Here is a 22,329-nt window from a genome sequence, read left to right on the forward strand (position 1 = left end):
CCCTGGTTTCCAGTTTCGGGTCAGGCTGCGTCAATGCTGGCCTCCAGTTGTTGATAGCGCCACTGGCTGGCATACCAGCCATCCAATGCGAGCAGTTCCTCGTGGGTGCCGGATTCCGTGATGCGGCCGTCGCGCAGCACCACGATGCGGTCGGCCCCTGCGACGGCGGACAGGCGGTGGCTGGCGATGATGGCGGCGCGTTCGGGCCCGAATTTTCCTCCCCTTGCACGGAGTTCGTCGAGGTGTTCGAGGATGCGGGTCTCGGTGCCGGTGTCGACCGCCGACAGGGCGTCGTCCAGCAGCAGCAGCGCGCTGTCGGCCAGCAGCGCGCGCGCGATCGCCACGCGCTGGCGCTGGCCGCCCGACAGGGTGATGCCTTTCTCGCCCACCGGCGTGTCGTAGCCGTAGGGGAAGCGCAGGATGTCGTCGTGGATCGAGGCCATCTTCGCCGCTTCCTCCACCTCCGCGCGTGAAGCGCCGGGGCGGGCCAGCGCGATGTTCTCGGCGATGGTCGCGGAGAACAGGAAGGATTCCTGCGGCACCCAGCTCATGGCCGAGCGCAGGGCCTCCAGGCGGTAGGCGCCCAGCGGCTGGCCGGCCCAGGTAACCAGGCCGCTTTGCGGCGTGGCCTGGCGCAGCAGCACGCGCAGCAGGGTCGATTTGCCGGCGCCGGTGGGGCCGACCAGGCCCAGGGTCTGGCCCGGCTCCACCGTCACCGAGACCTTGTCCAGCGCCGGCTTTTCCGCCTCGTGGTAGGCGAAGGTGACCCGGTCGACCGCCAGTGCGCCGCGCCCGACGCTCGCCAGGGTGCCCGTATCCTCGACCGTGAGCGGCGCGTCCAGCAGCGGCTGCAGGCGATTCAGGCCGGCGCGGCCGCGTTCGATCAGGGAGAGCACCCAGCCGGCCGCGAACATCGGCCAGATCAGCTGGCCCAGGTACATCGTGAAGCTGGTCAGGTCGCCGACCGTAAGCTCATTGTTCCAGACCAGGTAGCCGCCCAGGCCGAGCGTGAGGCCGGTCGCGGCGGTGAGCGTCAGGCCGACGGCCGGCTCGTAGGCCGCTTCCCAGCGCTGGGCGTTCAGGCTGGCATTGGCCGCATTGCCGGCCAGCTCGCTGAACTGCGTGGCGCTGCGCGTCTCCAGGCCGAGGGCGCGCAGGGTGCGCACGCCGGAGAGCGATTCCTGCACATGGTCGTTCAGTGCCGAGAATCGCTTCAGGGCATCCGCTTCGGCATGGTGGACCTGGGTCGAGATGCGCCAGAAGGCGAAGGCCATCAGCGGGAAGGGCAGCAGGGCGACGCCGGCCAGGCGCGGATCCACGCCGAGGGTCATGATGCCGATCACGATCACCAGAGTGAGGGTGCCGTCGAAGCCGGCCAGCATCGCTTCGCCGGCCGCCATCTCGATGGCGTCGATGTCGTTGGTGGCCAGGGCCATCAGGTCGCCGGTGCGCTGGCGCTGGTAGAAGCCCGGGCCCTGGCTGGCCAGGCGCGCATACAGGCGCGTGCGCAGCTCCACGCCGAGGTTGTAGGCGGCCGAATACAGGCGGATGCGCCAGCCGACCCGCAGTACGTAGATGGCGACGCCAAGACCCAGCAGCTGGGCCAGGCCGAGCAGCAGCGCGCGCCCGTCGAGGCTGTGCGCCGCCAGGCCGTCGATCAGGGCGCCGACCTTGCGCGGAATCAGCACCGTACAAATGGCCACGCCGGCCAGCATGAAGGCCGACGAGACATAGGCCGGCCAGTGACGGCGGACGAAGCCGCCGATCAGCCTTGCGAGACTCATGCAGTATTTCCTAGGAGATTTTTGCGCCCAAAACAAAAGCGGGCCGAAGCCCGCTAGTGTAGTCGCTTTACCAATCAGGCGCAGCGAGGTGCTCTACTTCTTACGGCGGGGAGAGGTCGGCGGCAGCTCAATTTTCGGCGCCTCCGCTTCGTCGCGCGCTGCGACCGGAGCGGCGGCCGGATGCGGCACGACGGCGGCGCGGGCCGTGCCCTTGCCGGCGGCCTTGGCGATGGCCTTCGGTTCGGCCACCGGGGCCGGCGCGGCTTCCGCAGCGGTGACGATCAGCTCGACCGCCGGCTCCGGCTCGGCGAGCACGAGCGGCTCGCTCGGCGCAGCTTCCGGCACGGCCGCCGCCACGACGGGTTCGGGAACAGGAGCCGGAGCCGGAACAGGAGCCGGGGCAGGAGCGACGGCCTTGAATGCCACCGTCTCGACGTTGGCGCCCGACAGCACCGGCGTGCGGACCGCATGGGGCTTGATGCCGCCGGCAATGCTCATCAGTTCGCGTCCATAGGAGAACAGGCTGCGCACCTGCTCTTCGGCGTGGCCGCCCAGCATCAGGAGGTCGCGCGGATCGCGCGAGGCGAACAGGGCGGTGGCGGTGCGGGCCGACCGTTCGAGGGCGTCGCGCGAGGTGGCCAGGTTGAGGGCAGCGACCCGGCTGGCGCTCTCGAAAGCCTGGTTGGCGAGGGAGTGGAAGATGTCGAAGCCGGCTTCGAACTGGGCCTTGCGTGCTGCGGTGAATTGCTCGGGAAGTGAAGTCATGCGAATTCCTTATCGGTCATTTTATGGCGCACTGCAATATCGGCTAGTGTAGCCATGAAAGGCCGCGCTTGCAAAGCACTTCTTTTTTGTTTTACAACAAAGATATTGCAGTGCAGCATGGTCATCTGCTTCCGGCAGGCCTGGCTCGACGGAAATGGCTACAATCTGGAAAACCAGACAAGGAGCTTGCATGGATCTCGTGATTCGGAATGCGACATTGCCGGACGGCAGCCATGGCATCGATATCGGCATCGAAGGCGAACGCATCGTCGCGGTGGAGCAGCGGATGAGGGCGCAGGGTGCGCGCGAGATCGATGCGGGCGGCGACCTGGTCAGCCCGCCTTTCGTGGACGCCCATTTCCACATGGATTCCGTGCTCAGCTATGGCCTGCCGCGCGTGAACCGCAGCGGGACCTTGCTCGAAGGCATACGCGTATGGGGCGAACTCAAGCCCCAGCTGAGCCAGGAAGCCCTGGTCGAACGCGCGCTGCGCTATTGCGACTGGGCGGTGGCGCGCGGCCTGCTGGCGATCCGCACCCACGTCGACGTCTGCGACGACCGCCTGCTGGCGGTCGAGGCCCTGCTCGACGTGAAGCGGCGCGTCGCCCCCTATCTCGACCTGCAGCTGGTCGCCTTTCCCCAGGACGGCCTGCTGCGCAGCCCCGGCGCCTTCGATAACCTGAAGCGCGCCATCGGCATGGGCGTGGACGTCGTCGGCGGCATCCCCCACTTCGAGCGCACCATGGCGCAGGGCGCCGAATCGGTGCGCCTCCTGTGCGAGTTCGCGGCCGACAAGGGCCTGCGCGTGGACATGCATTGCGACGAGACCGACGACCCGATGTCGCGCCATATCGAGACCCTGGCCTACGAGACCCAGCGCCTCGGCCTGCAGGGAAGGGTGGCAGGCTCGCACCTGACCTCCATGCACTCGATGGACAACTATTACGTGAGCAAGCTGCTGCCCCTGATCGCGGAAAGCGGGGTCGCGGCGATCGCCAACCCGCTCATCAACATCACCCTGCAGGGCCGCCACGACAGCTACCCGAAGCGGCGCGGCATGACCCGGGTGCCGGAGCTGCTGGCCGCCGGCGTGGACGTCGCCTTTGGCCACGATTGCGTGCTCGATCCCTGGTACGGCATGGGTTCGGGCGACATGCTGGAAGTGGCGCACATGGGCCTGCACGTAGCGCAGATGACCGGCGTGGAGGCGATGCAGGCCTGCTTCACCGCCGTGACCGACACGCCGGCGCGCATCCTCGGCCTCGAGGGCTACGGCATCAGGACCGGCTGCCATGCGGACCTGGTGCTGCTCGATGCCGGCTCGCCGGTGGAGGCGATCCGCCTGCGCGCGGCGCGCCGGCTGGTGCTGCGGCGCGGCGCCATCGTGTCCGAGACGCCGCCTGCCCAGGCAACCCTGCACCTGCCCGGCAGGCCGGCCGCCACCGATTTCCGGATTCCCTCGCATGGCGCGCACAATACGTAACAAAATCCTATGAAGACGGGGTCGGTTTGCGGCTAGAATAGAACGCTTTCCAGTTCAGCAACGCGTTCCGAAAGTCGTGAAAGACATCCAGATCCGCCCCGCCGGCGAGCAGGACTTCGAAGCGATGTGGGGCATCTTCAGCACCCACCTCGCTGCCGGCGACAGCTATCCCTTCACTCCCGCCACCTCGCGCGAAGCCGCCCATGCCTACTGGCTGGGGGCAGGCGTGTCGAGCTTCGTGGCGGTGTCCGGGGGCGGGCGCGTGCTCGGCATGTACCGTCTGCTGCCGAACCAGGTCGGGCGCGGCCACCACGTCGCCAACGCCTCCTTCATGGTCAGCCCCTCGGCGCAAGGCGCGGGCGTGGGGCGCATGCTGGGCGAGCATTGCCTGGGCGAGGCGCGCACCCAGGGCTTTCTCGCCATGCAGTTCAACCACGTGGTGAGCACGAATACCGCCGCCATCCGTCTCTGGAAGAAACTCGGCTTCTCCATCGTCGGTACCCTGCCCAAGGCCTTCCGCCACCGGCGCCTCGGCTATGTGGACGCCTACGTGATGTACCAGCTGCTGCAGGACCCGGACCACTGGCCCACGGTGGACGCATGAGCGAAGTCCTCCGGACCGCACGCTTGCGGCTGCGCGTGGCAACGCCGGAAGATGCGCCGTTCTACCTCGAACTCGTCAACGATCCCGATTTCATCATCCACATCGGCGACCGCGGCCTGCGCACCCTCGAGGCCGCGGCGGGCGCCATCGAAGCCGGGCCCGTGGACATGCAGCGTCGCCGCGGCCACTCGCTCTACCTGGTCGAGCGTCTCGAAGATGGATTGCCTGTGGGCATGTCCGGCCTGATCAAGCGCGACACCCTCGAGAATGTCGACCTCGGCTATGCCTTCCTGCCGGCACATCGCGGTCTCGGCTATGCCTTCGAAGCCGCCCAGGCCGTCACCGCGCATGCCCGGAGCCTCGGCATTCCACGCCTGGCCGCCATTACCAATCCGGCCAACACGGCATCGATCGGGCTCTTGCTCAAACTTGGCATGACCTTCGAGCGCTTCGCCGTGCTGGTCGAGGGCCAGCCGGGTGTGAACGTCTACGGAATGGCGCTGGCGCGGAGCTGAGCCTTGTGTGCGCTGCCTGACGCACCGTAGCAGGCGCCGGTGGTAGGATGGCGTTGCCATAAAAACGACCACCTTTCTCCGAGCCTTCGATGCCTTTCAATCCGCCCAGCGAACCGCGTCCCGACGCCCCCATCTTCGTTGTCCTCAATGCCGGCTCGGGCCATTCGGAAACGGCGCTGCGCCGTTCGACCATCGAATCGGTGCTGGCCGCAGCCGGCCGTAGCTGCCACCTGGAAGTGGTCGATGATCCCGAACGCTTGCAGGCGATCGCCCGCGGCATGGCGCAACAGGCCCTGGCCGCGAACGGCATTCTGGTCGCCGCCGGTGGCGACGGCACCATCAACACGGTGGCCCATGAGGCCGTGCTGGCCGGCTGCATCTTTGGGGTTTTGCCGCAGGGCACCTTCAACTACTTCGGCCGCACCCACGGCATTCCCGAAGACCTGGCCGAAGCCGTCTATTCATTGCTGCGCGCCAAGGTGCGGCCGGTGCAGGTGGGCCTGCTCAACAACAAGATTTTCCTCGTCAACGCCAGTGTCGGCCTGTATCCGAAACTGCTGGAAGAGCGCGAGCACGACAAGCGCCAGTACGGCCGCAGCCGCGTGGTCGCCTTCTTCTCGGCAATCAAGATCGCGCTGCGCCCGCACCGCCACCTGCGTATCACCCTCGAGCAGGATGGCAAGGAACGCCGCCTGCGCACCACCACCTTGTTTGTCGGGAACAACCGCCTGCAGCTGGAACAGGTCGGCATGGATGGCCTGACCGAGGCGGTGGAGGAGGGCCAGCTGGTCGCCATCGCCCCGCGCCCCATGGGCAAGCTGGGCCTGCTCGGCCTCCTGCTGCGCGGCTTGCTGGGACGCTTGAAGGATGCCGACGTCGAGGCCTTCGCCTTCAAGCGCCTGACGGTGCGCACCCCGGCCGTGTACGGCCGCAAGCGCATGAAGGTCGCGGCGGACGGCGAGGTGACGACGATGCCGATGCCGCTCGAATTCCGGGTGCTGGAAGGGCGGCTGGCCCTGATGGTGCAGGGACCGTCGCGCAAGGAAGCACGCGAGGTCCCCGAGGTCGAAGCATCGTAAAGGCTAGCGCGTGCGCAGCAGCCGTACGCCCATGATGTCGACGCGGTTGTAGGGCCCCTTGCCGCCGCCCGCGCCGCTGAAGCTGCTGTTACTGTCGAGATAGCTCATATTGTAGAAGTCGCTCATCTCGATGCGGTAGCGGCCGGTCTTCAGGTTCGCGGCCAGCGGCGTCGAATACACGGCCGGGGTGTTGCTCTTCGCCGTCGGAGCGTGCGGCATCTGGACCACGCCCTGCGCCACCGTCCTGCCGGCTGCGTCCTTCACCATCAGCCACTTCATTCCGTTGCTGATCCCCAGGTTCACCAGGTTGGCCGCATTGTGGTAGCGGACCTGCACCTGGTAGCGGCCGGGCGCCGCCACCTCGATGCGCTCCACGGCGAAGCGGTCGCCCGGCTGGCCCCAGCCCACGATGCGCGGCATCGAGAACTGCGCGTCCGGCGCGCTGGCGGCGATGTTCGAAGCGATACGCGGGTCGTCCGCGCCGATCTCGATGCCGGCATCGACGCATTGCGGGATGCTGTGGTGGCTGCGGTTGCCGCTCGCCCTGTCGCGCGCCGCCAGGACGTAACAGGCGCTTGCGCTGCCATTGCGGTCGCGCCATTCGCCCGATTGAAGGTCGTCGGCCGCCAGCTTGCCGTCGCGGTAGACGCTGTAGACGAGGCCCTGCTCGGGTGCGAACTTCAGAACAGCGCCGTCCTTGTCCCGCGTGAGCGAAACGATGGCCGGCTCGCGCGGGCCGAAGGTCGCGCCACCGGGAGCGTAGGGGCTGTCCTGCACGCGCCGGATCGCCTGCTGGCCCGGCAGCAGCTTGCCGAGCACGATCTCGATGTCGTTCCGTTCGCGCAGCTGGGCCAGGCGGATGGTGTGGCCTGCCGGCTTGCCGTTCAGGCGGATCTGCTGCACCGCGTAGTAGCCTTCGTCCTGGCTCACGGCCGGCAGGCGCAGGCGCACGCCGATCTGCTTGCCGTGCAGGCGCAGGTCCTGCAGCGCGATCTCGTTCGCGCCGGCGAACTGCTCGCGGCGCAGCCTGGCCGTCACGAAAGGACGCAGGGCGATGCCATCGTCGAGCGCGGACACGCCGAACACGCCATTGATCACCATGCCGAGGTAGGCGCCCACGGACCAGAGCTGGCGCCGCGAATTGATCACGGGGCCGATCAGGGAAGGATTGGCCTCGTCGAGCAGCAGCGGCTGGCCGGACAGCCACTCGAGGTTCTCCATGTTCGACAGGTTCAGGGCCGCGCCGCGCATGAGGGTGGCGTAGGCCGCGTCGGCCACCGCCACGTTGCCCACCAGCGCCGCCGCCTTCAGGCCGTAGCCGGTGACGAAAGGCCAGATGGCGCGGTTGTGGTAGACCGGCATGCCGGGCTGCTGGGGCCAGATCACGGGCGCGCCCATCGGGCCGTGCGGGTAGCGCGCCAGGATGGCGCGGGCCTGTTCGTCATCGGCCACGCCGGTGGTGATGGCCAGCGCCAGGCCGAGCCAGTCGAACTTGTGCAGCGGCGCGCCGTCCAGGTGGCCCGCCGTCATGCTGCTGTACATGCCGGCGTCCTTCAGCCACAGGCGCGCGTTGATGGCGCGTTTCAGGCTTGCCGCCCAGTCTTCATAGCGCTGCGCGCGTGCCGCCTGGCCCTGTTCGCGCGCCAGGCGCGCGGCAAGGCGCAAGGCCTGGTAGTGCGCGACGTTGGTCGACAGCGACTTCGAGGTCGACATCGCCGCCAACTGGTTCGGCACCCAGGCGGCGTAGCTCTGGTCGCGCCAGTCGAGGAAGGATTGTTCGCCGGTGTACAGGCCGGATTCCGGGTCGAAGGCGGCGATGCGGTCGTTCTCGATGGTATTCGAGAGGGCCTGGAGGGCGCGCCGCGCGAAGGGTGCGCGTTCGGAAGGGCTCAGGGTGCGCAGCGCTTCCTCGGCCGCGAAGGCCCAGGTGACGCGGTCGGTGCTGACCGGCCAGCTGCCGCCGCTGCCGGTGTCCTGCACGATCTGCAGGCCGTCCTCCGTCCCCGCTGCCTGCGCGGGGATGTCCACGCCCTTGCGCCAACCGGACAGCTTGAAGTCGAGCGAGTTGCGCACGCGCTGGGGATCGAGCATGGCCAGGCCCAGGTCGGCCGCGTAGGAGAGGTCGCGGGTCCAGACGTAGTGCCATTTCTCGCCGGTGGCGAAGCACTCGCAGGGAATCGGCGCGCCGCCGTTGTAGTTGCCGTCGCGGATCTGGCTGACCGAGTCCAGGCGCATCTCGGCGCCGGCCAATGCGAACAGGGCGTCGAAAGCCAGGTTGCCGGTGCGGATGCGCGGCAGGCCGGCTTCCTCGCGGTAGCTGATGTGCTGCGGACCCGGATCGCGCAGGTTCATGCTGCTCGACTGCGTGTAGCCGCGCAGCGCGGCCGCCGCATCCGGCGAGGAAAAGCGCGCGTTTTCCTGCTTGCCGTCCCAGGTCGGCCAGGCAAGCTGGGCGACCTGGCGGCCGGCATGCGGGTCGGATTGCGCGGCAGCCTGCCGGTCCGCCAGGCGCACCACGCGCAGCTGGGGCGCGGCAGGAACGCTGGTGTCGACCGTGAAGCGGTAGGTGCCGGTCTGGCGCACGAACAGGTAGTCCTCCGGGCCGGCGCGGGTCTCGAGGCGGTAGGGCGTATCAGGCGCCACGGTGACGCTGCGGGTGCTGTCCACCACCCATTCGTCGCTCCAGTCGCCGCTGCCGACCTTGAAGGCGTGGTTGCCGGGGCCAACCAGGATGTCGGCCTCCCAGAGCTTGTCGCCCTTCTTGACGAGCGCGTTGTCCGTGCCCCAGCCGTTGAAGGCGCCGCGCACGTACAGGTGCTTGTCCTGGGCGCTGGCCGGCAGGCAGGCCAGAAGCGCCGCTGCAGCGAGGAGCCGGCGCATCATCGTGCGGTCTCCAGTTCCAGCACCACGCTGGCCATCGCGGGCAGGCGCAGTTCGCCCTGCAGGTCGAAGCGGCGGCCGCTCAGGACGTCGACGCCGCCCGGCACGCCGTCCAGCATTTCGCGGAAGCGCGCCGTGTCGAGCGCCATCTCCTTCGGATTGTTGTTGAAGGCGACCAGCACTTTTTTATCTCCCTCGTAGCGGAAGTAGACCCAGGTATTGTCGCGCGGGCCGAAGTGCATCATCCTGCCCTTGTGGATGAGCGGCTGGCCCTTGCGCCAGTTGGCCAGCTTGCGCACCAGCTCCCGGGCGGCGCGTTGTTGGTCGTTCAGTCCTTTGCCGGTAAAGGCGTCGACCTTGTCTCCCGCCCAGCCGCCCGGGAAATCGCGGCGGTAGCTGGCGTCGTCGCGTTCTCCCGTGGCGCTGGTCATCAGGATCTCGTCGCCCGTATAGAGCTGGGGGATGCGCGGCATCGTCATCAGGAAGACCATCATCATGCGGTAGCGGTCGAAGTTCTCGCCCACGGTGCTCCAGATGCGCGAGACGTCGTGGTTGGCCTCGAACAGCACCAGGTTGCCCGGTTCCGGGTAGAGATAGTCTTGCGAGAGCGTCTCGTAGACCTCGTTGAAGACGTTGTGGCCCTTGTCCTTGGCGAGCGCCGTGCGCATCGCTTCCGCAAGCGGGAAGTCCATCATGCTCGGCGTCGAGGCGCGGTAGCCGTCGAAGTTGTCCTTGCCGCGCTGCCAGCGCGCCACGATGGGCGGGTGAACGCTCCATTCCTCGCCGACCAGGTTCAGCTTCGGATATTCCTGCATCAGGCGGCGGGTGTATTCGGACAGGAAGGCGCCATCCGAATAGCCGAAGGTATCGATGCGCAGGCCCGAGAGGCCGGCGTACTCGATCCACCAGATATTGTTCTGGATGAGGTAGTTCGCGACCAGGGGATTGCTCTGGTTCAGGTCCGGCATGGACTCGACGAACCAGCCGCGCGTGAAGTTGTCCGCATCTTCCTTCGAGGCGTAGGGATCCTGCACGGCGGTGCGGTGGTGATGGGTCGGCACGAACTTGCCGCCGTAGTTGATCCAGTCCGGCGTCGGCAGGTCCTTCATCCACCAGTGCGAGCTGCCGATGTGCGACAGCACCACGTCCTGGATCAGGCCGATGCCGCGCTTCTTCGCCTCGCTTGACAAGCGCCGGAAGTCCTCGTTGCTGCCGTAGCGCGGATCGATCCGGTAGTGGTCGGTGGCGGCATAGCCGTGGTAAGAGTAGGCCGGCATGTCGTTCTCAACCAGCGGGGTCGGCCACAGCTGGGTGAAGCCCAGGTCGCGGATGTAGTCGAGGCGCCGGACGATGCCTTCGATGTCGCCGCCGTGGCGTCCGCCGCCATTGGCGCGATTGGCCTTTTCGCGGGTGTCCGGGGTGCTGTCGTTGGCGGGGATCGCGTTGGCGAAGCGGTCCGGCATCACCTGGTAGATCGCATCGCTGCTATTGAAGCCGACGCGCTGGGCGGAACCGGACTCGCGCGCCAGGAGGCGGTAGGTATGGCTCGTCTGGCGCCCGGCGCCCCTGAAGGCGATCTCGAAGCTGCCCGGCTTCGCGTCCCGGCCGATCTCGAGGTCGAGGAACAGGTAGTTCTTGCTCGGCACACGGGTGACGGTGGCGATCCGCACGCCGGGATAGGCAAGCGATGGCTCGAGCTCGGCGATGCGCTCGCCATGCACCATGAGTTGCAGTCCCGTGTGCTGCATGCCGGTCCACCAGAACGGCGGTTCCATATGGGCGATGGCGGGGGACTGGGCGGAAGCGGCGAGCGAGGCGCCGCCGAGCAGGAGGAGGGCGAGGAACTGTCTCATGGCGTAAGGGCTTCCTCTTTCGAACGGCGACAGATCGTAGTCAGACTACAGTACAGAATCGCCCGCGCTGGAAAAAGGAGTCGCCCGTTCTAGTTGTGTTGCCTGAAGAATACTACGGAAGTAGTCGAGGTACAAAAAACTTGATGTGTTCCATATCTAGTCAAAGTACAGATTTTTTTCCGATTGCGCCCGGCACTCCGCACCGCCTTTCACATGCCTTACCCGCAAAATCTGCACTACGGTGGTGCATTTTCAGCCATTTTGCCCAAAATTTCATCATTTGTAGTGAGACTACAACCCCGCGTATGCACCGTTGTAGCCCAAATACAACGTGCGCACGGCGTTTTTATGACGATTTTATGCAAAACATGCCATTATCGTAGTAACAAGCAACTCCCGTTGACAGTGCATCTAGTTTTAATACAGAATCCTTGGCAGAACGTTGTAATACGTTTGCTTGAGGCTGCCGTGCAAGGTGCCTGCCGCGCTGTAGTTTCGGGAAAAAAATTATTGGTCTTTATTGAGGGGACAAATGAGTATCTTCGCAACCAAGCGCGCCGCTGAACCGGTCCGCCAAGCCTTCCTGCTGAGCCCGGTCGCTGCCGGCTGCGCCGTTTTCCTGTCCGTGTTCGCGGGCAGCGCCTACGCGCAGGACAACAGCACCACCACTACCAACGCCACCTCGAGCACGGCCACCGCGCCGGCATCGGCCGAGCAGGCTGCAGCCGCAGCCCAGCCGAGCCCGCCGGGCTCGACCCCGAACGCGAATGGCCAGGTGTCGACCGTCACCGTCACGGGTATCCGCCGCGGTATCGAAGCGGCGATCTCGATCAAGAAGAATTCCAATTCGATCGTCGAGGCCGTATCGGCCGAAGACATCGGCAAGCTGCCGGACCAGAGCGTCGCCGAATCGATCTCGCGCCTGCCGGGCGTGGCCGTGCAGCGCGGCCGCAGCTCGGGCAAGGCCGCGGAGATCTCGGTGCGCGGCCTGTCGCCGAGCTTCAACGGCACCCTGCTGAACGGCCGCGAAATGGCCTCGACCGGCAATGCCCGTTCCCCTGAGTTCGACCTGTTCCCGGCCGAACTGATGGGCTCCATCATGATCTACAAGACCCCGGATGCGACCGTCGTCGGCCAGGGCCTGGCGTCGACCATCGACCTGCGCACCGTCCAGCCGCTGGACTTCGGCAAGCGCACCGTCGCCGTCAGCTACAAGAAGAGCCGCCTGGGCGTGAAGCAGCGCGACGGCCTGCCGGAAGGCGACGGCGACCGCTACACCCTGTCCTACATCGACCAGTTCGCCAACCGCACCATCGGCGTGGCGGCGGGCTTCACCCGCTATGAAGAAATGGGCGGCGGCCAGGCCAAGTTCAATTCCTGGGGCACCGCGACCATGCCGTACAACGGCGTCGATGTGAAGACCCCGGGCGGCTTCGGCTACGACACCGAAGTCGGCTCGCACAACCGCGACGGCGCCTTCGCCTCGCTGCAATGGCGCCCGAACCGCAACTTCAAATCGACCGTCGACCTGTTCTACTCGGCCGGCGAAACCGGCCTGAAGAAAACCGGCTTCGAAGGCGGCGTCGCCTACAACGGCGGCGGCAAGTATGAGCTGCCCCACGTGCTGAGCAGCGCCACCGTCGCGGGCGGCGTCGCCACCAGCGGCACCCTGACCAACTGGAAGGGCGTGGTCCGCAACCACTACGAAGGCAACGAAGACGACCTCAAGACCATCGGCTGGAACAACGAGCTGAAGATCGGCGAATGGACCACCGCGGCCGACCTGACCTGGTCGAAGGCCACCAAGCTGGGCTCGCGCTACGAAACCACCGCCGGTATCGCCGGCCGCGCACAGGACACCCTGAGCTACAGCAACTTCGACGGCGGCAACGTCACCCAGGTGAAGTACACCCCGGGTTCGAACTACGCCGACCGCAACATCGCGCGCCTGACCGACGTGATGGGCTGGTCCGGCGGCGAAACCTCGCCGCAGGCCGGTTACCTGGCCCAGCCTTACGTCGAAGACCAGGTCAAGGCCGTGCGCCTGACCGCCAAGAAAGCGGTCGAATGGGGCCCGATCACCGGCACCACCTACGGCTTCAACCACACTTCGCGCGACAAGTCGCGCACCGGCGACGAAGGCCGCCTGCTGATCAAGGGCGGCGCCGGCCCGTACGCGGCGGTTGCCGTGCCGGGCAGCGATGTCGCCCAGGCCGGCGCTTCGGGCTTCAACGTGGTGTCGTGGGATCCGCGCGGCTCGCTCGGTTCGATCTACGAACTGGCCAACAAGGTCGACGCCGACATCTACAACAAGTACTGGGACGTGCAGGAGCGCATCAATACCGCTTACTTCATGGGCGACCTGGATGGTGAGCTGTTCGGCCTGAACTACCGCGGCAACGTCGGCCTGCAGGCAGTCCACACCCGCCAGACCGGCGGCGGCTACGTGATCGACAAGGCGCGTTGCGTCGGCAATACCGCCGAGACCTGCCCGGCCCAGCGCGTGAGCGATGGCGACAGCTACTGGGATGTCCTGCCGAGCCTGAACGTGAGCTTCGACCTGGGCAATGACCAGGCGCTGCGCTTCGGCGCGGCCAAGGTGGTCTCGCGCGCCAACCTGGATGACCTGCGCGCCGGCCAGAACTTCGGCCTGGCAACCCAGGGCGTGTCGATCCTGACCGGCAGCGGCGGCAACCCGCAGCTGAAGCCGTTCCGCGCCAAGCAGCTCGACCTGTCGTACGAGAAGTACTTCGGCAACAAGGGCTACATCAGCGCCGCGGTCTTCTACAAGAAGCTCGACACCTACATCCTGCGTGCGCCGCGTGCGTTCAACTACGCGCCGTACATCACGCCGACCACCCCGCTGCCGACCACCGGTCCGTTCGCCGGTTCGACCCAGGGCCTGTTCACCCAGCCGACCAACGGCGACGGCGGCAACATCAAGGGCTACGAACTGGCGGTCAACGTGCCGTTCTCGATGGTCTCGCAGTACCTGGACGGCTTCGGCGTGATGGTCAACCACTCGGACACCCGTTCGGGTATCGAGCTGCCGGAAATCGGCTTCGCGAACGTCAACGGCGATTCGGTCACGATCCCGCTGCCGGGCCTGTCGCGCAAGGTCAGCAACCTGCGCCTGTACTACGAGAAGAACGGTTTCCAGATCGCCGCCGCAGCGCGCAAGCGTTCGAGCTTCCTGGGCCAGGTCTCCGACTTCCAAGACAACCAGCAGCTGACCTTCATCAAGGGCGACACCATCGTCGACCTGCAGGTGTCCTACGAAGTGCAGTCCGGCTGGCTGAAGGGCGTGAGCCTGTTCGCCCAGGCGCAGAACTGGAACAACGCACCGTTCCTGGAGTACACCACCGACGAGAACAATCCGTCGAACCGCGTGGACTACGGCCGCACCTACCACTTCGGCGCCAGCTACAAGTTCTAAGCTGGTCTGAAGTAGGTTAAAGTAACGACCCCTGCCGGGCTTGCGCTCGCCAGGGGTTGTTTTTCGTAGGGTGGGCGGGTTCCTCGCCCACGCGTTCAAATACACGGGCCAATTTGGCGCATCGTCCATTTTCCCGCCGGTTGAATGCGTGGGCGGAGGACCGCCCACCCTACAAATCCCCAGGGTAACGTTATGACTACTGAACCAATCAAGGACATCGTCATCGTCGGTGGCGGCACCGCCGGCTGGATGACCGCGGCTGCGCTGTCGACCGTGCTGAACGGCCGCTACAACATCCGCCTCGTCGAATCCGACGAGATCGGCATCGTCGGCGTCGGCGAAGCGACCATCCCCATGATCCAGCGCTTCAACCGCGTGGTGGGCATCGACGAGAACGAATTCATGCGCGAGACCCAGGGCAGCTTCAAGCTGGGGATCGAGTTCGTCAACTGGGGCAGGCTGGGCGAGCGCTACATGCACGGCTTCGGCCGCCTGGGCCAGGACCTGGCCACGCTGCCCTTCGACCAGTACTGGCAGAAGATGCGGGCGGCAGGCAAGGCCGCGCCGCTCGAACAGTACTCGATCACGCGCATGGCGGCCAGGGCGGGCAAGTTCATGCCGCCGCGCTTCGACGTGCAGAATTCGCCGTTGCGCGACATCAACTACGCCTACCACTTCGACGCCAGCCTGTATGCGAAATACCTGCGCAAGCTGTCGGAAGCGCGCGGCGTCGTGCGCATCGAAGGCAAGATCACCCGCGCCACCCAGCGCGCCGACAACGGCTTCATCGACGCGATCGAGCTGGAGAACGGTAGCCGCGTCGAGGGCGAATTGTTCATCGACTGCTCGGGTTTCCGCGGCCTCTTGATCGAACAGACCCTGCAGACCGGCTTCGAGGACTGGACCCGCTGGCTGCCGGCCGACCGGGCGCTCGCCGTGCCCTGCGAATCGGCGCCCGCGATCACGCCCTACACCCGCGCGACGGCCCATAAATCGGGCTGGCAGTGGCGCATCCCGCTGCAGCACCGCACCGGCAACGGCCATGTGTACTGCAGCCGCTTCATCAGCGACGACGAGGCCGCAAGCACGCTGCTGGCCAACCTCGACGGCAAGGCGCTGGCCGACCCGCGCCTCATCAAGTTCCAGACCGGCATGCGCAAGCAGGCCTGGAACCGCAACGTGGTGGCCCTGGGCCTGGCCAGCGGCTTCCTCGAGCCGCTCGAATCGACCAGCATCCACCTGATCCAGTCCGGCATCCAGCGCCTGCTCGACTTCTTCCCGGACCGCGGCTGGAGCAGCGTCGACCGCGACGAGTACAACCGCCAGTCGCGCTTCGACTACGAGCGCATCCGCGACTTCATCATCCTGCACTACCACCTGAACCAGCGCAGCGACTCCGAATACTGGAAGGCATGCGCCAACATGGCGATCCCGGACACGCTGCGCCACAAGATGGACATGTACCGTTCGCGCGGCCGGGTGGTCCGGGTCGACAACGAGCTGTTCTCGGAAGTCGGCTGGATCCAGGTCTTCGAAGGGCAGAACATGCCGATCGAGGGCTACCACCCGCTGGCCGATACCCAGTCGGAGGAGGATATCGCGGAGTACCTCGACAGCGTGCGCGGCGTGATCGCCAAGTGCGTGGAGGTGATGCCCTCGCATGACGCCTATATCGCGAAAATGTGCGCCGCGAAGAAGATGTAGCCTGAACCTGTATCATGTGCGGCCCCATGCGTCGTAGCCGCATGGGGCTTTTGTTTTTACCCCGTTCCAAATTGTGCCCGCCGTCTCCCCGCAAGGGAGTAAACTGGCGTTTTAGTATCGTTTTTGAAAGTTTTCCATGTCAGACACCCCCCTCCCGACGTTTGCCGACCTCGACCTGTCCGCGCCCGTGCTCAAGGCGCTGAAGGACGTCGGCTACGAAACGCCGTCGCCGATCCAGGCCGCAACCATCCCGCTGCTGCTGACCAACCGTGACGTGCTCGGGCAGGCCCAGACCGGTACCGGCAAGACCGCCGCTTTTGCCCTGCCGATCCTGTCGCGCATCGACATCAAGCAGGCCACGCCCCAGGCGCTGGTGCTGGCGCCGACGCGCGAGCTGGCGATCCAGGTGGCCGAAGCCTTCCAGAGCTACGCCGCCCACATCAAGGGCTTCCACGTGCTGCCGATCTACGGCGGCCAGAGCTACGGCCCGCAACTCTCCGCCTTGCGCCGCGGCGTGCACGTGGTGGTGGCGACGCCCGGCCGCGTGATCGACCACATCGAGAAGGGTTCGCTCGACCTCTCCCAGCTGAAAACGCTGGTGCTGGACGAGGCGGACGAAATGCTGCGCATGGGCTTCATCGACGACGTCGAGCACATCCTCCAGCAGACCCCGGAAGGGCGCCAGACCACGCTGTTCTCGGCCACCATGCCGCCGGCGATCAAGCGCATCGCCAAGACCTACCTGCGCGATCCGGCCGAAGTGACGGTCGCGGCCAAGACCGGCACCGCCGAGAACATCACCCAGCGCTACTGGCTGGTGGCGGGCATGCAGAAGCTCGACGCCCTGACCCGCATCCTGGAAGCCGAGCCCTTCGACGGCATGATCATCTTCGCGCGCACCAAGCTCGGCACCGAAGAGCTGGCGACCAAGCTGCAGGCGCGCGGTTTCGCTGCGGTGGCCATCAACGGCGACATGGCCCAGCAGGCGCGCGAGCGCACCATCGAGCAGCTCAAGAACGGCAAGATCGACATCCTGGTGGCGACCGACGTCGCCGCCCGCGGTCTCGACGTCGAGCGCATCAGCCACGTGATCAACTACGACGTGCCGTCCGACCCGGAAAGCTACACCCACCGCATCGGCCGCACCGGCCGCGCCGGCCGCAGCGGCGACGCGATCCTGTTCATCACGCCGCGCGAGCGCGGCCTGCTCAAGGCCATCGAGCGCGCCACCCGCCAGCCGGTGTCGCCGCTGTCGCTGCCGACCGTGAAGGCGGTGAACGACGTGCGCATCGCGAAATTCAAGGATCAGATCACCGAGACCCTGGCGGCCGGCGGCCTGGAGCAGTTCCGCACCCTGATCGAGGAATACGAGCGCGACCAGAACGTGCCGGCGGTGGACATCGCCGCCGCCCTGGCCAAGCTGGCGCGCGGCGACGTGCCGCTGCTGATCGAGAAGCCGGACCGCGAAGCGAAGCCGGAACAGTTCCGCACCGAATTCGCGCCGCGCGAGCAGGGCGCCTGGGAAGACCGTGCCCCGCGCGCGCCGCGTGAGCCGCGCGAATCACGTGAAACCGGCGGCTTCAAGAAGGAGCGCGTGGTGCGCGATCCGGAACCGGGCATGGCCACCTTCCGCATCGAAGTCGGCCACCAGCACGGCGTCAAGCCGGGCAATATCGTCGGCGCGATCGCCAACGAAGCCGGCATGCCGGCCAAGTACATCGGCCGCATCGAGATCTACGACGACTACAGCACGCTCGACCTGCCGGACGACATGACGCCCGACCTGATCGACCACCTCAAGACGGTGTGGGTGGCGGGGCAGCAGCTGAACATGACGCGTGATGGAGCGGAGCCGCCGATGGCCGCCGCGCCGAAGAAGAAGTTCTTCAAGAAGGATGCCGCCGCCAAGAAGCCGCACCGTAAAGGCTGAATCATCGTAGGGTGGACGGCTCTGCCGTCCGCGCGTTCGACCAAAGCTGAAATGGACGATGCGCCTATAAGCAACGTGCATTTGAACGCGCGGACGGCGAAGCCGTCCACCCTACCTATATTACGATTTGTCGGGCGCGAACATCCACAGCAGCGCTTCGCGCAATTCTCCCGCCCAGAATGCCTCGTTGTGCTCCGCCTGCGGCACGATCTTCAAGACGGTATTCTTCGCCGGATGCCCGGTCTTGCCGATCACCCCGGCCATCTTCTTCACGTCCGCATTCATCTGCGGACCTTCCTTCCCGCCCATCAGCAGGAATACGCGCGCGTCCTTCGGCACCGGCTTCGATGCCACGAAGGAGAACGCGGGTTCGGCCGTCCAGTAGGCCGGCGAGAACACGCCGGCCTTGCTGAACACCTGCGGATACTGCGCCAGCGCGTAGTGCGAGGCCAGGCCGCCCATCGAGCTGCCCATGATGGCGGTATTGGCGCGGTCGGGCAGGGTGCGGTACTGTCTGTCGATCATGGGTTTCACCGTCTTGACGATGAAGTCCGTGTATTCGCGGCCCTCGCCCTTGCCGATGCGCTCGTTGTCCCAGGCGTTCAGCTCCGTCATGCGCTTTTCGGCGCCGTTGTCGATGCCGACCACGATCAGTTCCAGCTTGCCTTCCTTCGCCAGCGCGTCGAGCGTCTCGTCGACCTTCCACTCGCCTGCATAGGCGGTGGCCGCGTCGAACAGGTTCTGGCCGTCGTGCATGTAGAGGACCGGGTAACGCTTGTTCGAGGTCGCATAGCCGGGCGGCAGGTAGAGGCGCAGCTGGCGCTTGCGGTTCAGGCCCGGCATCTCGACCGGTTCGCCCAGCAGGCTGACGCCGGGCAGGGCGGTGGAGGCTTTCGGGGTGTTCGCGCCGTCGGCGGCGAAGGCGGCGGGGGCGGCGGCCAGGACGGCCAGCGAGAGCAACAGCGGGGCAGGGTGAAACGGGCGCATCGAGGGTCTCCTTCCGTGTTTTCTTATGTTGTTTGACTACAGAGCAGGGCTGTCGAGCCAGCTTTGTGGTGTCGATTCTACTATGGCAGCTCTTCGATTGACACTCCGAAATGCCCATGTTATTTTGCTACAGATTACAGTAGGCTGACTCTCGCTTCAGCCTGCTTCACACGAGAGTCCGGCGCCGTCCGGGCCTGATTGGGGACATCAATGGATATGCAAACCGGCGCCATCAAGCCGCGCCTGTCGTTCTGGCAGCTCTGGAACATGAGCTTCGGCTTCTTCGGCATCCAGTTCGGCTTCGCCCTGCAGAACGCCAACACCAGCCGCATCTTCTCGACGCTCGGCGCCGACCCCGACAACCTGGCCCTGTACTGGCTCGCCGCCCCCGTGACGGGCCTGCTGGTGCAGCCCGTGATCGGCTACCTGAGCGACAACACCTGGCACCCGAAATGGGGTCGCCGTCGTCCCTTCTTCTTCATCGGCGCCCTGCTGGCGGCGATCGCCCTGTTCCTGATGCCGAATTCCGCGGTCCTGTGGATGGCCGTGGCCGTGCTGTGGCTGATGGATGCCGCCATCAACGTGTCGATGGAGCCGTTCCGCGCCTTCGTCGGCGACAAGCTCGACGCCTCGCAGCAGACCGCGGGCTATGCGATGCAGACCTTCTTCATCGGCTGCGGCGCCGTGATCGCCTCGCTCCTGCCCTGGTTCTTCGAGACCATGGGCGTGTCCAACGAGGCGGTGGGCGGCATGATCCCCGACACCGTGCGCTACTCCTTCTATGCCGGCGGCGCGATCTTCTTCCTGGCCGTGCTCTGGACCGTCCTCACCGCCGACGAACTGCCGCCCGCGGACATGGACAGCTTCAACAAGGAGCGCCAGCATTCCCGTAGCCTGGGCGTCGCCATCACCGAGATCTTCGGCGGCTTCGCCAAGATGCCGCGCACCATGGTGCAGCTGGCCTTCGTGCAGTTCTTCACCTGGATCGCGCTGTTCGCGATGTGGATCTACACCGGCTCGGCGATCGCCGACAATGTCTACGGCACCACCGACGCCCATTCGACCCAGTTCCAGGCGGCCGGCAGCTTTGTCGGCATCATGTTCGCGGTCTACAGCGGCGTGTCGGCGCTGGCCGCCTTCATCCTGCCGATCTTCGCCCGCGCGACCAGCCGCAAGACCGTGCACGCCACCTGCCTGGCGATCGGCGGCCTGAGCCTGGCCAGCATCTACCTCATCACCGACCGCAACATGCTGATGCTGCCGATGATCGGCGTCGGCCTGGCCTGGGCCTCGATCCTGACCATGCCCTACGCGATCCTGGCGGGCTCGCTGCCGGCCAAGCGCATGGGTTACTTCATGGGCCTGTTCAACTTCTTCGTCGTGATCCCGCAGATCTGCAGCGGCCTGCTGCTGGGCGGGGTGACCAAGCACTTCTTCGGCGGCCATACCGTGCTGACCGTGGCCCTCGGCGGCGCCTCGATGCTGGTCGCGGCCTTGCTGACGCTGTTCGTCACCGACCGCGCGGCGCCCGTGAAATCGGCCGTCTAGGCCCCGCGCGCCAGTGATTTCGCGCCTGTCGTATCGTAACGTTTTATTAACATCGCCTCTCTTGGGCGACGTTGCACAACGTTATTACGACAGGAGCGAAGCATGACCATCCAGACTGTCCCGACCACGCCCTTCGCCGGCCAGCGGCCCGGCACCTCGGGCCTGCGCAAGAAAGTCACCGAGTTCCAGCAACCCGGCTACCTCAAGAATTTTGTCGAAGCCATCTTCCAGACGATCGAGGGAAGCATGGGCCAGGGCTGCGCCCTGGTCGTCGGCGGCGATGGCCGTTATTTCAACCGCGAAGCGATCCAGACCATCCTGCGCATGGCCGCCGCCCACGGCGTGCCGCGCGTGCTGGTGGGCCGCGGCGGCATCCTGTCCACGCCGGCCGTGAGCTGCGTGATCCGCAAGCACGCCGCGTTCGGCGGCATCGTGCTCTCGGCCAGCCACAACCCCGGCGGCCCGGATGGCGACTTCGGCATCAAGTACAACATCGACAACGGCGGGCCGGCTCCCGAGAAGATCACCGAGGCGATCTTCGCCAGCACCCAGGCCCTGGGTTCCTATCGCATCAGCGACGCCGGCCCCGTGGACCTCGACCAGCTGGGCACGACCCGCATCGAGGACATGGTGGTCGAGATCATCGACCCGGTGGCGGACTACGCGCAACTGATGGCGCGCCTGTTCGACTTCGCGGCCATCCGCACGCTGTTCGCAAGCGGCTTCCGGATGCGCTTCGACGCCATGCATGCCGTCTCCGGCCCCTATGCGAAGGCCATCATCGAGGGCCAGCTGGGCGCCCCCGCCGGCACCGTCGTCAACTGCGATCCGCTGGAAGACTTCGGCGGCGGCCACCCGGACCCGAACCCGGTCAACGCCGCCGACCTGATCGCCCACATGAACGGCCCGGACGCGCCCGACTTCGGCGCCGCCTCGGACGGCGACGGCGACCGCAACATGATCGTCGGCCGCGGCCTGGCCGTCACGCCGTCGGACAGCCTGGCCATCATCGCCGCCAACGCCACCGTGGCGCCGGGCTACGCCTCCGGCATCACCGGCATCGCGCGTTCGATGCCGACCTCGCAGGCGGCCGACCGCGTGGCCGAAAGCCTGGGCATCTCCTGCTTCGAGACCCCGACCGGCTGGAAGTACTTCGGCAACCTGATGGACGCGAACCTCGCGACCCTGTGCGGCGAAGAGAGCTACGGCACCGGCTCGCACCACATCCGCGAGAAGGACGGCCTGTGGGCCGTGCTGTTCTGGCTGAACCTGCTGGCCGCGCGCACGAAGACAGGCAATGCGTCGGTCAACGAGATCGTGCGCGAGCACTGGGCGCGTTTTGGGCGCAACTTCTATTCGCGCCACGACTACCAGGCCGTGGACGCCACCGCCGCCGAGGGACTGATGGACGCGCTGCGCGCCAGCCTGCCCGCGCTGGCGGGCCGGACTCTGGGCCGCTATCGCGTCGCGGAAGCCGACGACTTCGAGTACACCGACCCGGTCGACGGCTCGGTCTCGACGCGCCAGGGCATCCGCATCGCCATGGTCGACGGCTCGCGCATCGTGTTCCGCCTGTCCGGCACCGGCACCGAAGGCGCGACCATCCGCGTTTATCTCGAACGCTACGAGGCCGACCCGGCGCGCCACGGCATCGACACCCAGGAAGCGCTTGCCGAACTGATCGCCATCGCCGACCAGGTCGCCGAACTGCACCGACGTACCGGCCGCACCAGCCCGTCCGTGATCACCTGAACCATCCAC

General features: G+C 66.4%; 14 protein-coding genes. 9 read left to right on the top strand and 5 right to left on the bottom strand.

The window, feature by feature from the left end:
- Positions 1 to 20 precede the first annotated feature (20 nt).
- Together ACQ7JA_RS18515 and ACQ7JA_RS18520 are read right to left on the bottom strand one after the other, a co-directional pair.
- Positions 21 to 1,784, bottom strand: a complete 1,764-nt coding sequence (locus ACQ7JA_RS18515) for an ABC transporter ATP-binding protein (protein WP_430900376.1) — start codon at positions 1,782 to 1,784, stop codon at positions 21 to 23.
- Positions 1,785 to 1,877: 93 nt separating this feature from the next.
- Positions 1,878 to 2,549 carry a phasin family protein gene (locus ACQ7JA_RS18520; protein ID WP_430900378.1) on the bottom strand — a complete coding sequence of 224 codons (672 nt, stop codon included), beginning with the start codon at positions 2,547 to 2,549 and terminating at the stop codon, positions 1,878 to 1,880.
- 190 nt (positions 2,550 to 2,739) lie between these two features.
- Here ACQ7JA_RS18520 and ACQ7JA_RS18525 point away from each other — a divergent pair, with 190 nt between their 5' ends.
- The 4 genes from ACQ7JA_RS18525 (at position 2,740) to ACQ7JA_RS18540 (ending at position 6,230) form a co-directional block, all read left to right on the top strand.
- Positions 2,740 to 4,032 carry an amidohydrolase family protein gene (locus ACQ7JA_RS18525; RefSeq protein ID WP_430900380.1) on the top strand — a complete coding sequence of 431 codons (1,293 nt, stop codon included), beginning with the start codon at positions 2,740 to 2,742 and terminating at the stop codon, positions 4,030 to 4,032.
- A gap of 76 nt (positions 4,033 to 4,108) precedes the next feature.
- A complete protein-coding gene (locus tag ACQ7JA_RS18530) occupies positions 4,109 to 4,636 on the top strand; it encodes a GNAT family N-acetyltransferase (RefSeq protein WP_430900382.1) in 528 nt (175 codons plus the stop codon).
- The gene (locus ACQ7JA_RS18535) at positions 4,633 to 5,151 is read left to right on the top strand and encodes a GNAT family N-acetyltransferase (protein ID WP_430900384.1); all 519 of its coding nucleotides are present in this window, start codon (positions 4,633 to 4,635) and stop codon (positions 5,149 to 5,151) included. The genes ACQ7JA_RS18530 and ACQ7JA_RS18535 overlap by 4 nt, the downstream gene beginning before the upstream one ends.
- Positions 5,152 to 5,240: 89 nt before the next feature.
- Positions 5,241 to 6,230: a diacylglycerol/lipid kinase family protein gene (locus ACQ7JA_RS18540; protein WP_430900386.1), complete on the top strand. Its 990-nt coding sequence runs from the start codon at positions 5,241 to 5,243 to the stop codon at positions 6,228 to 6,230.
- Positions 6,231 to 6,233: 3 nt separating this feature from the next.
- Here ACQ7JA_RS18540 and ACQ7JA_RS18545 read toward each other — a convergent pair whose 3' ends face one another.
- Complete coding sequence (locus tag ACQ7JA_RS18545; RefSeq protein ID WP_430900388.1) at positions 6,234 to 9,113, bottom strand: MGH1-like glycoside hydrolase domain-containing protein; 2,880 nt, start codon at positions 9,111 to 9,113, stop codon at positions 6,234 to 6,236.
- The gene (locus ACQ7JA_RS18550) at positions 9,110 to 10,963 is read right to left on the bottom strand and encodes a glycoside hydrolase family 13 protein (protein WP_430900390.1); all 1,854 of its coding nucleotides are present in this window, start codon (positions 10,961 to 10,963) and stop codon (positions 9,110 to 9,112) included. Before ACQ7JA_RS18550 ends, ACQ7JA_RS18545 begins: the two co-directional genes overlap by 4 nt.
- A 532-nt stretch (positions 10,964 to 11,495) precedes the next feature.
- On the opposite strand from ACQ7JA_RS18550, the gene ACQ7JA_RS18555 reads away from it, so the two are divergent.
- The 3 genes from ACQ7JA_RS18555 to ACQ7JA_RS18565 all read left to right on the top strand — a co-directional run bounded on the left by ACQ7JA_RS18555 (position 11,496) and on the right by ACQ7JA_RS18565 (position 18,033).
- On the top strand, positions 11,496 to 14,399 hold the full coding sequence (locus ACQ7JA_RS18555) for a TonB-dependent receptor (protein ID WP_430900392.1): 2,904 nt from the start codon (positions 11,496 to 11,498) through the stop codon (positions 14,397 to 14,399).
- 192 nt (positions 14,400 to 14,591) lie between these two features.
- Complete coding sequence (locus tag ACQ7JA_RS18560) at positions 14,592 to 16,103, top strand: tryptophan halogenase family protein (RefSeq protein ID WP_430900394.1); 1,512 nt, start codon at positions 14,592 to 14,594, stop codon at positions 16,101 to 16,103.
- Between the two features lie 136 nt (positions 16,104 to 16,239).
- On the top strand, positions 16,240 to 18,033 hold the full coding sequence (locus tag ACQ7JA_RS18565; RefSeq protein WP_430900396.1) for a DEAD/DEAH box helicase: 1,794 nt from the start codon (positions 16,240 to 16,242) through the stop codon (positions 18,031 to 18,033).
- A 120-nt stretch (positions 18,034 to 18,153) separates the two neighbouring features.
- Here ACQ7JA_RS18565 and ACQ7JA_RS18570 read toward each other — a convergent pair whose 3' ends face one another.
- Positions 18,154 to 19,020: an alpha/beta hydrolase gene (locus ACQ7JA_RS18570; protein WP_430900398.1), complete on the bottom strand. Its 867-nt coding sequence runs from the start codon at positions 19,018 to 19,020 to the stop codon at positions 18,154 to 18,156.
- A gap of 210 nt (positions 19,021 to 19,230) precedes the next feature.
- Between ACQ7JA_RS18570 and ACQ7JA_RS18575 the strand changes: the two genes are divergently transcribed.
- Together ACQ7JA_RS18575 and ACQ7JA_RS18580 are read left to right on the top strand one after the other, a co-directional pair.
- Positions 19,231 to 20,568, top strand: a complete 1,338-nt coding sequence (locus ACQ7JA_RS18575) for an MFS transporter (RefSeq protein ID WP_430900400.1) — start codon at positions 19,231 to 19,233, stop codon at positions 20,566 to 20,568.
- Between the two features lie 102 nt (positions 20,569 to 20,670).
- Positions 20,671 to 22,320: an alpha-D-glucose phosphate-specific phosphoglucomutase gene (locus ACQ7JA_RS18580; protein ID WP_430900402.1), complete on the top strand. Its 1,650-nt coding sequence runs from the start codon at positions 20,671 to 20,673 to the stop codon at positions 22,318 to 22,320.
- Positions 22,321 to 22,329: the final 9 nt, after the last annotated feature.

It is taken from the genome of Massilia sp. BKSP1R2A-1 (assembly GCF_050586525.1).
Lineage (GTDB): Bacteria > Pseudomonadota > Gammaproteobacteria > Burkholderiales > Burkholderiaceae_D > Telluria.

Excerpts from the sequence above, each read along its gene's own strand:
- ACQ7JA_RS18550 (WP_430900390.1), bottom strand. The coding sequence starts at position 10,963 with ATGAGACAGTTCCTCGCCCTCCTCCTGCTCGGCGGCGCCTCGCTCGCC.
- ACQ7JA_RS18545 (WP_430900388.1), bottom strand. The coding sequence starts at position 9,113 with ATGATGCGCCGGCTCCTCGCTGCAGCGGCGCTTCTGGCCTGCCTGCCG.
- ACQ7JA_RS18555 (WP_430900392.1), top strand. The coding sequence starts at position 11,496 with ATGAGTATCTTCGCAACCAAGCGCGCCGCTGAACCGGTCCGCCAAGCC.
- ACQ7JA_RS18560 (WP_430900394.1), top strand. The coding sequence starts at position 14,592 with ATGACTACTGAACCAATCAAGGACATCGTCATCGTCGGTGGCGGCACC.
- ACQ7JA_RS18540 (WP_430900386.1), top strand. The coding sequence starts at position 5,241 with ATGCCTTTCAATCCGCCCAGCGAACCGCGTCCCGACGCCCCCATCTTC.
- ACQ7JA_RS18535 (WP_430900384.1), top strand. The coding sequence starts at position 4,633 with ATGAGCGAAGTCCTCCGGACCGCACGCTTGCGGCTGCGCGTGGCAACG.
- ACQ7JA_RS18520 (WP_430900378.1), bottom strand. The coding sequence starts at position 2,549 with ATGACTTCACTTCCCGAGCAATTCACCGCAGCACGCAAGGCCCAGTTC.
- ACQ7JA_RS18580 (WP_430900402.1), top strand. The coding sequence starts at position 20,671 with ATGACCATCCAGACTGTCCCGACCACGCCCTTCGCCGGCCAGCGGCCC.
- ACQ7JA_RS18575 (WP_430900400.1), top strand. The coding sequence starts at position 19,231 with ATGGATATGCAAACCGGCGCCATCAAGCCGCGCCTGTCGTTCTGGCAG.
- ACQ7JA_RS18565 (WP_430900396.1), top strand. The coding sequence starts at position 16,240 with ATGTCAGACACCCCCCTCCCGACGTTTGCCGACCTCGACCTGTCCGCG.
- ACQ7JA_RS18525 (WP_430900380.1), top strand. The coding sequence starts at position 2,740 with ATGGATCTCGTGATTCGGAATGCGACATTGCCGGACGGCAGCCATGGC.
- ACQ7JA_RS18570 (WP_430900398.1), bottom strand. The coding sequence starts at position 19,020 with ATGCGCCCGTTTCACCCTGCCCCGCTGTTGCTCTCGCTGGCCGTCCTG.
- ACQ7JA_RS18515 (WP_430900376.1), bottom strand. The coding sequence starts at position 1,784 with ATGAGTCTCGCAAGGCTGATCGGCGGCTTCGTCCGCCGTCACTGGCCG.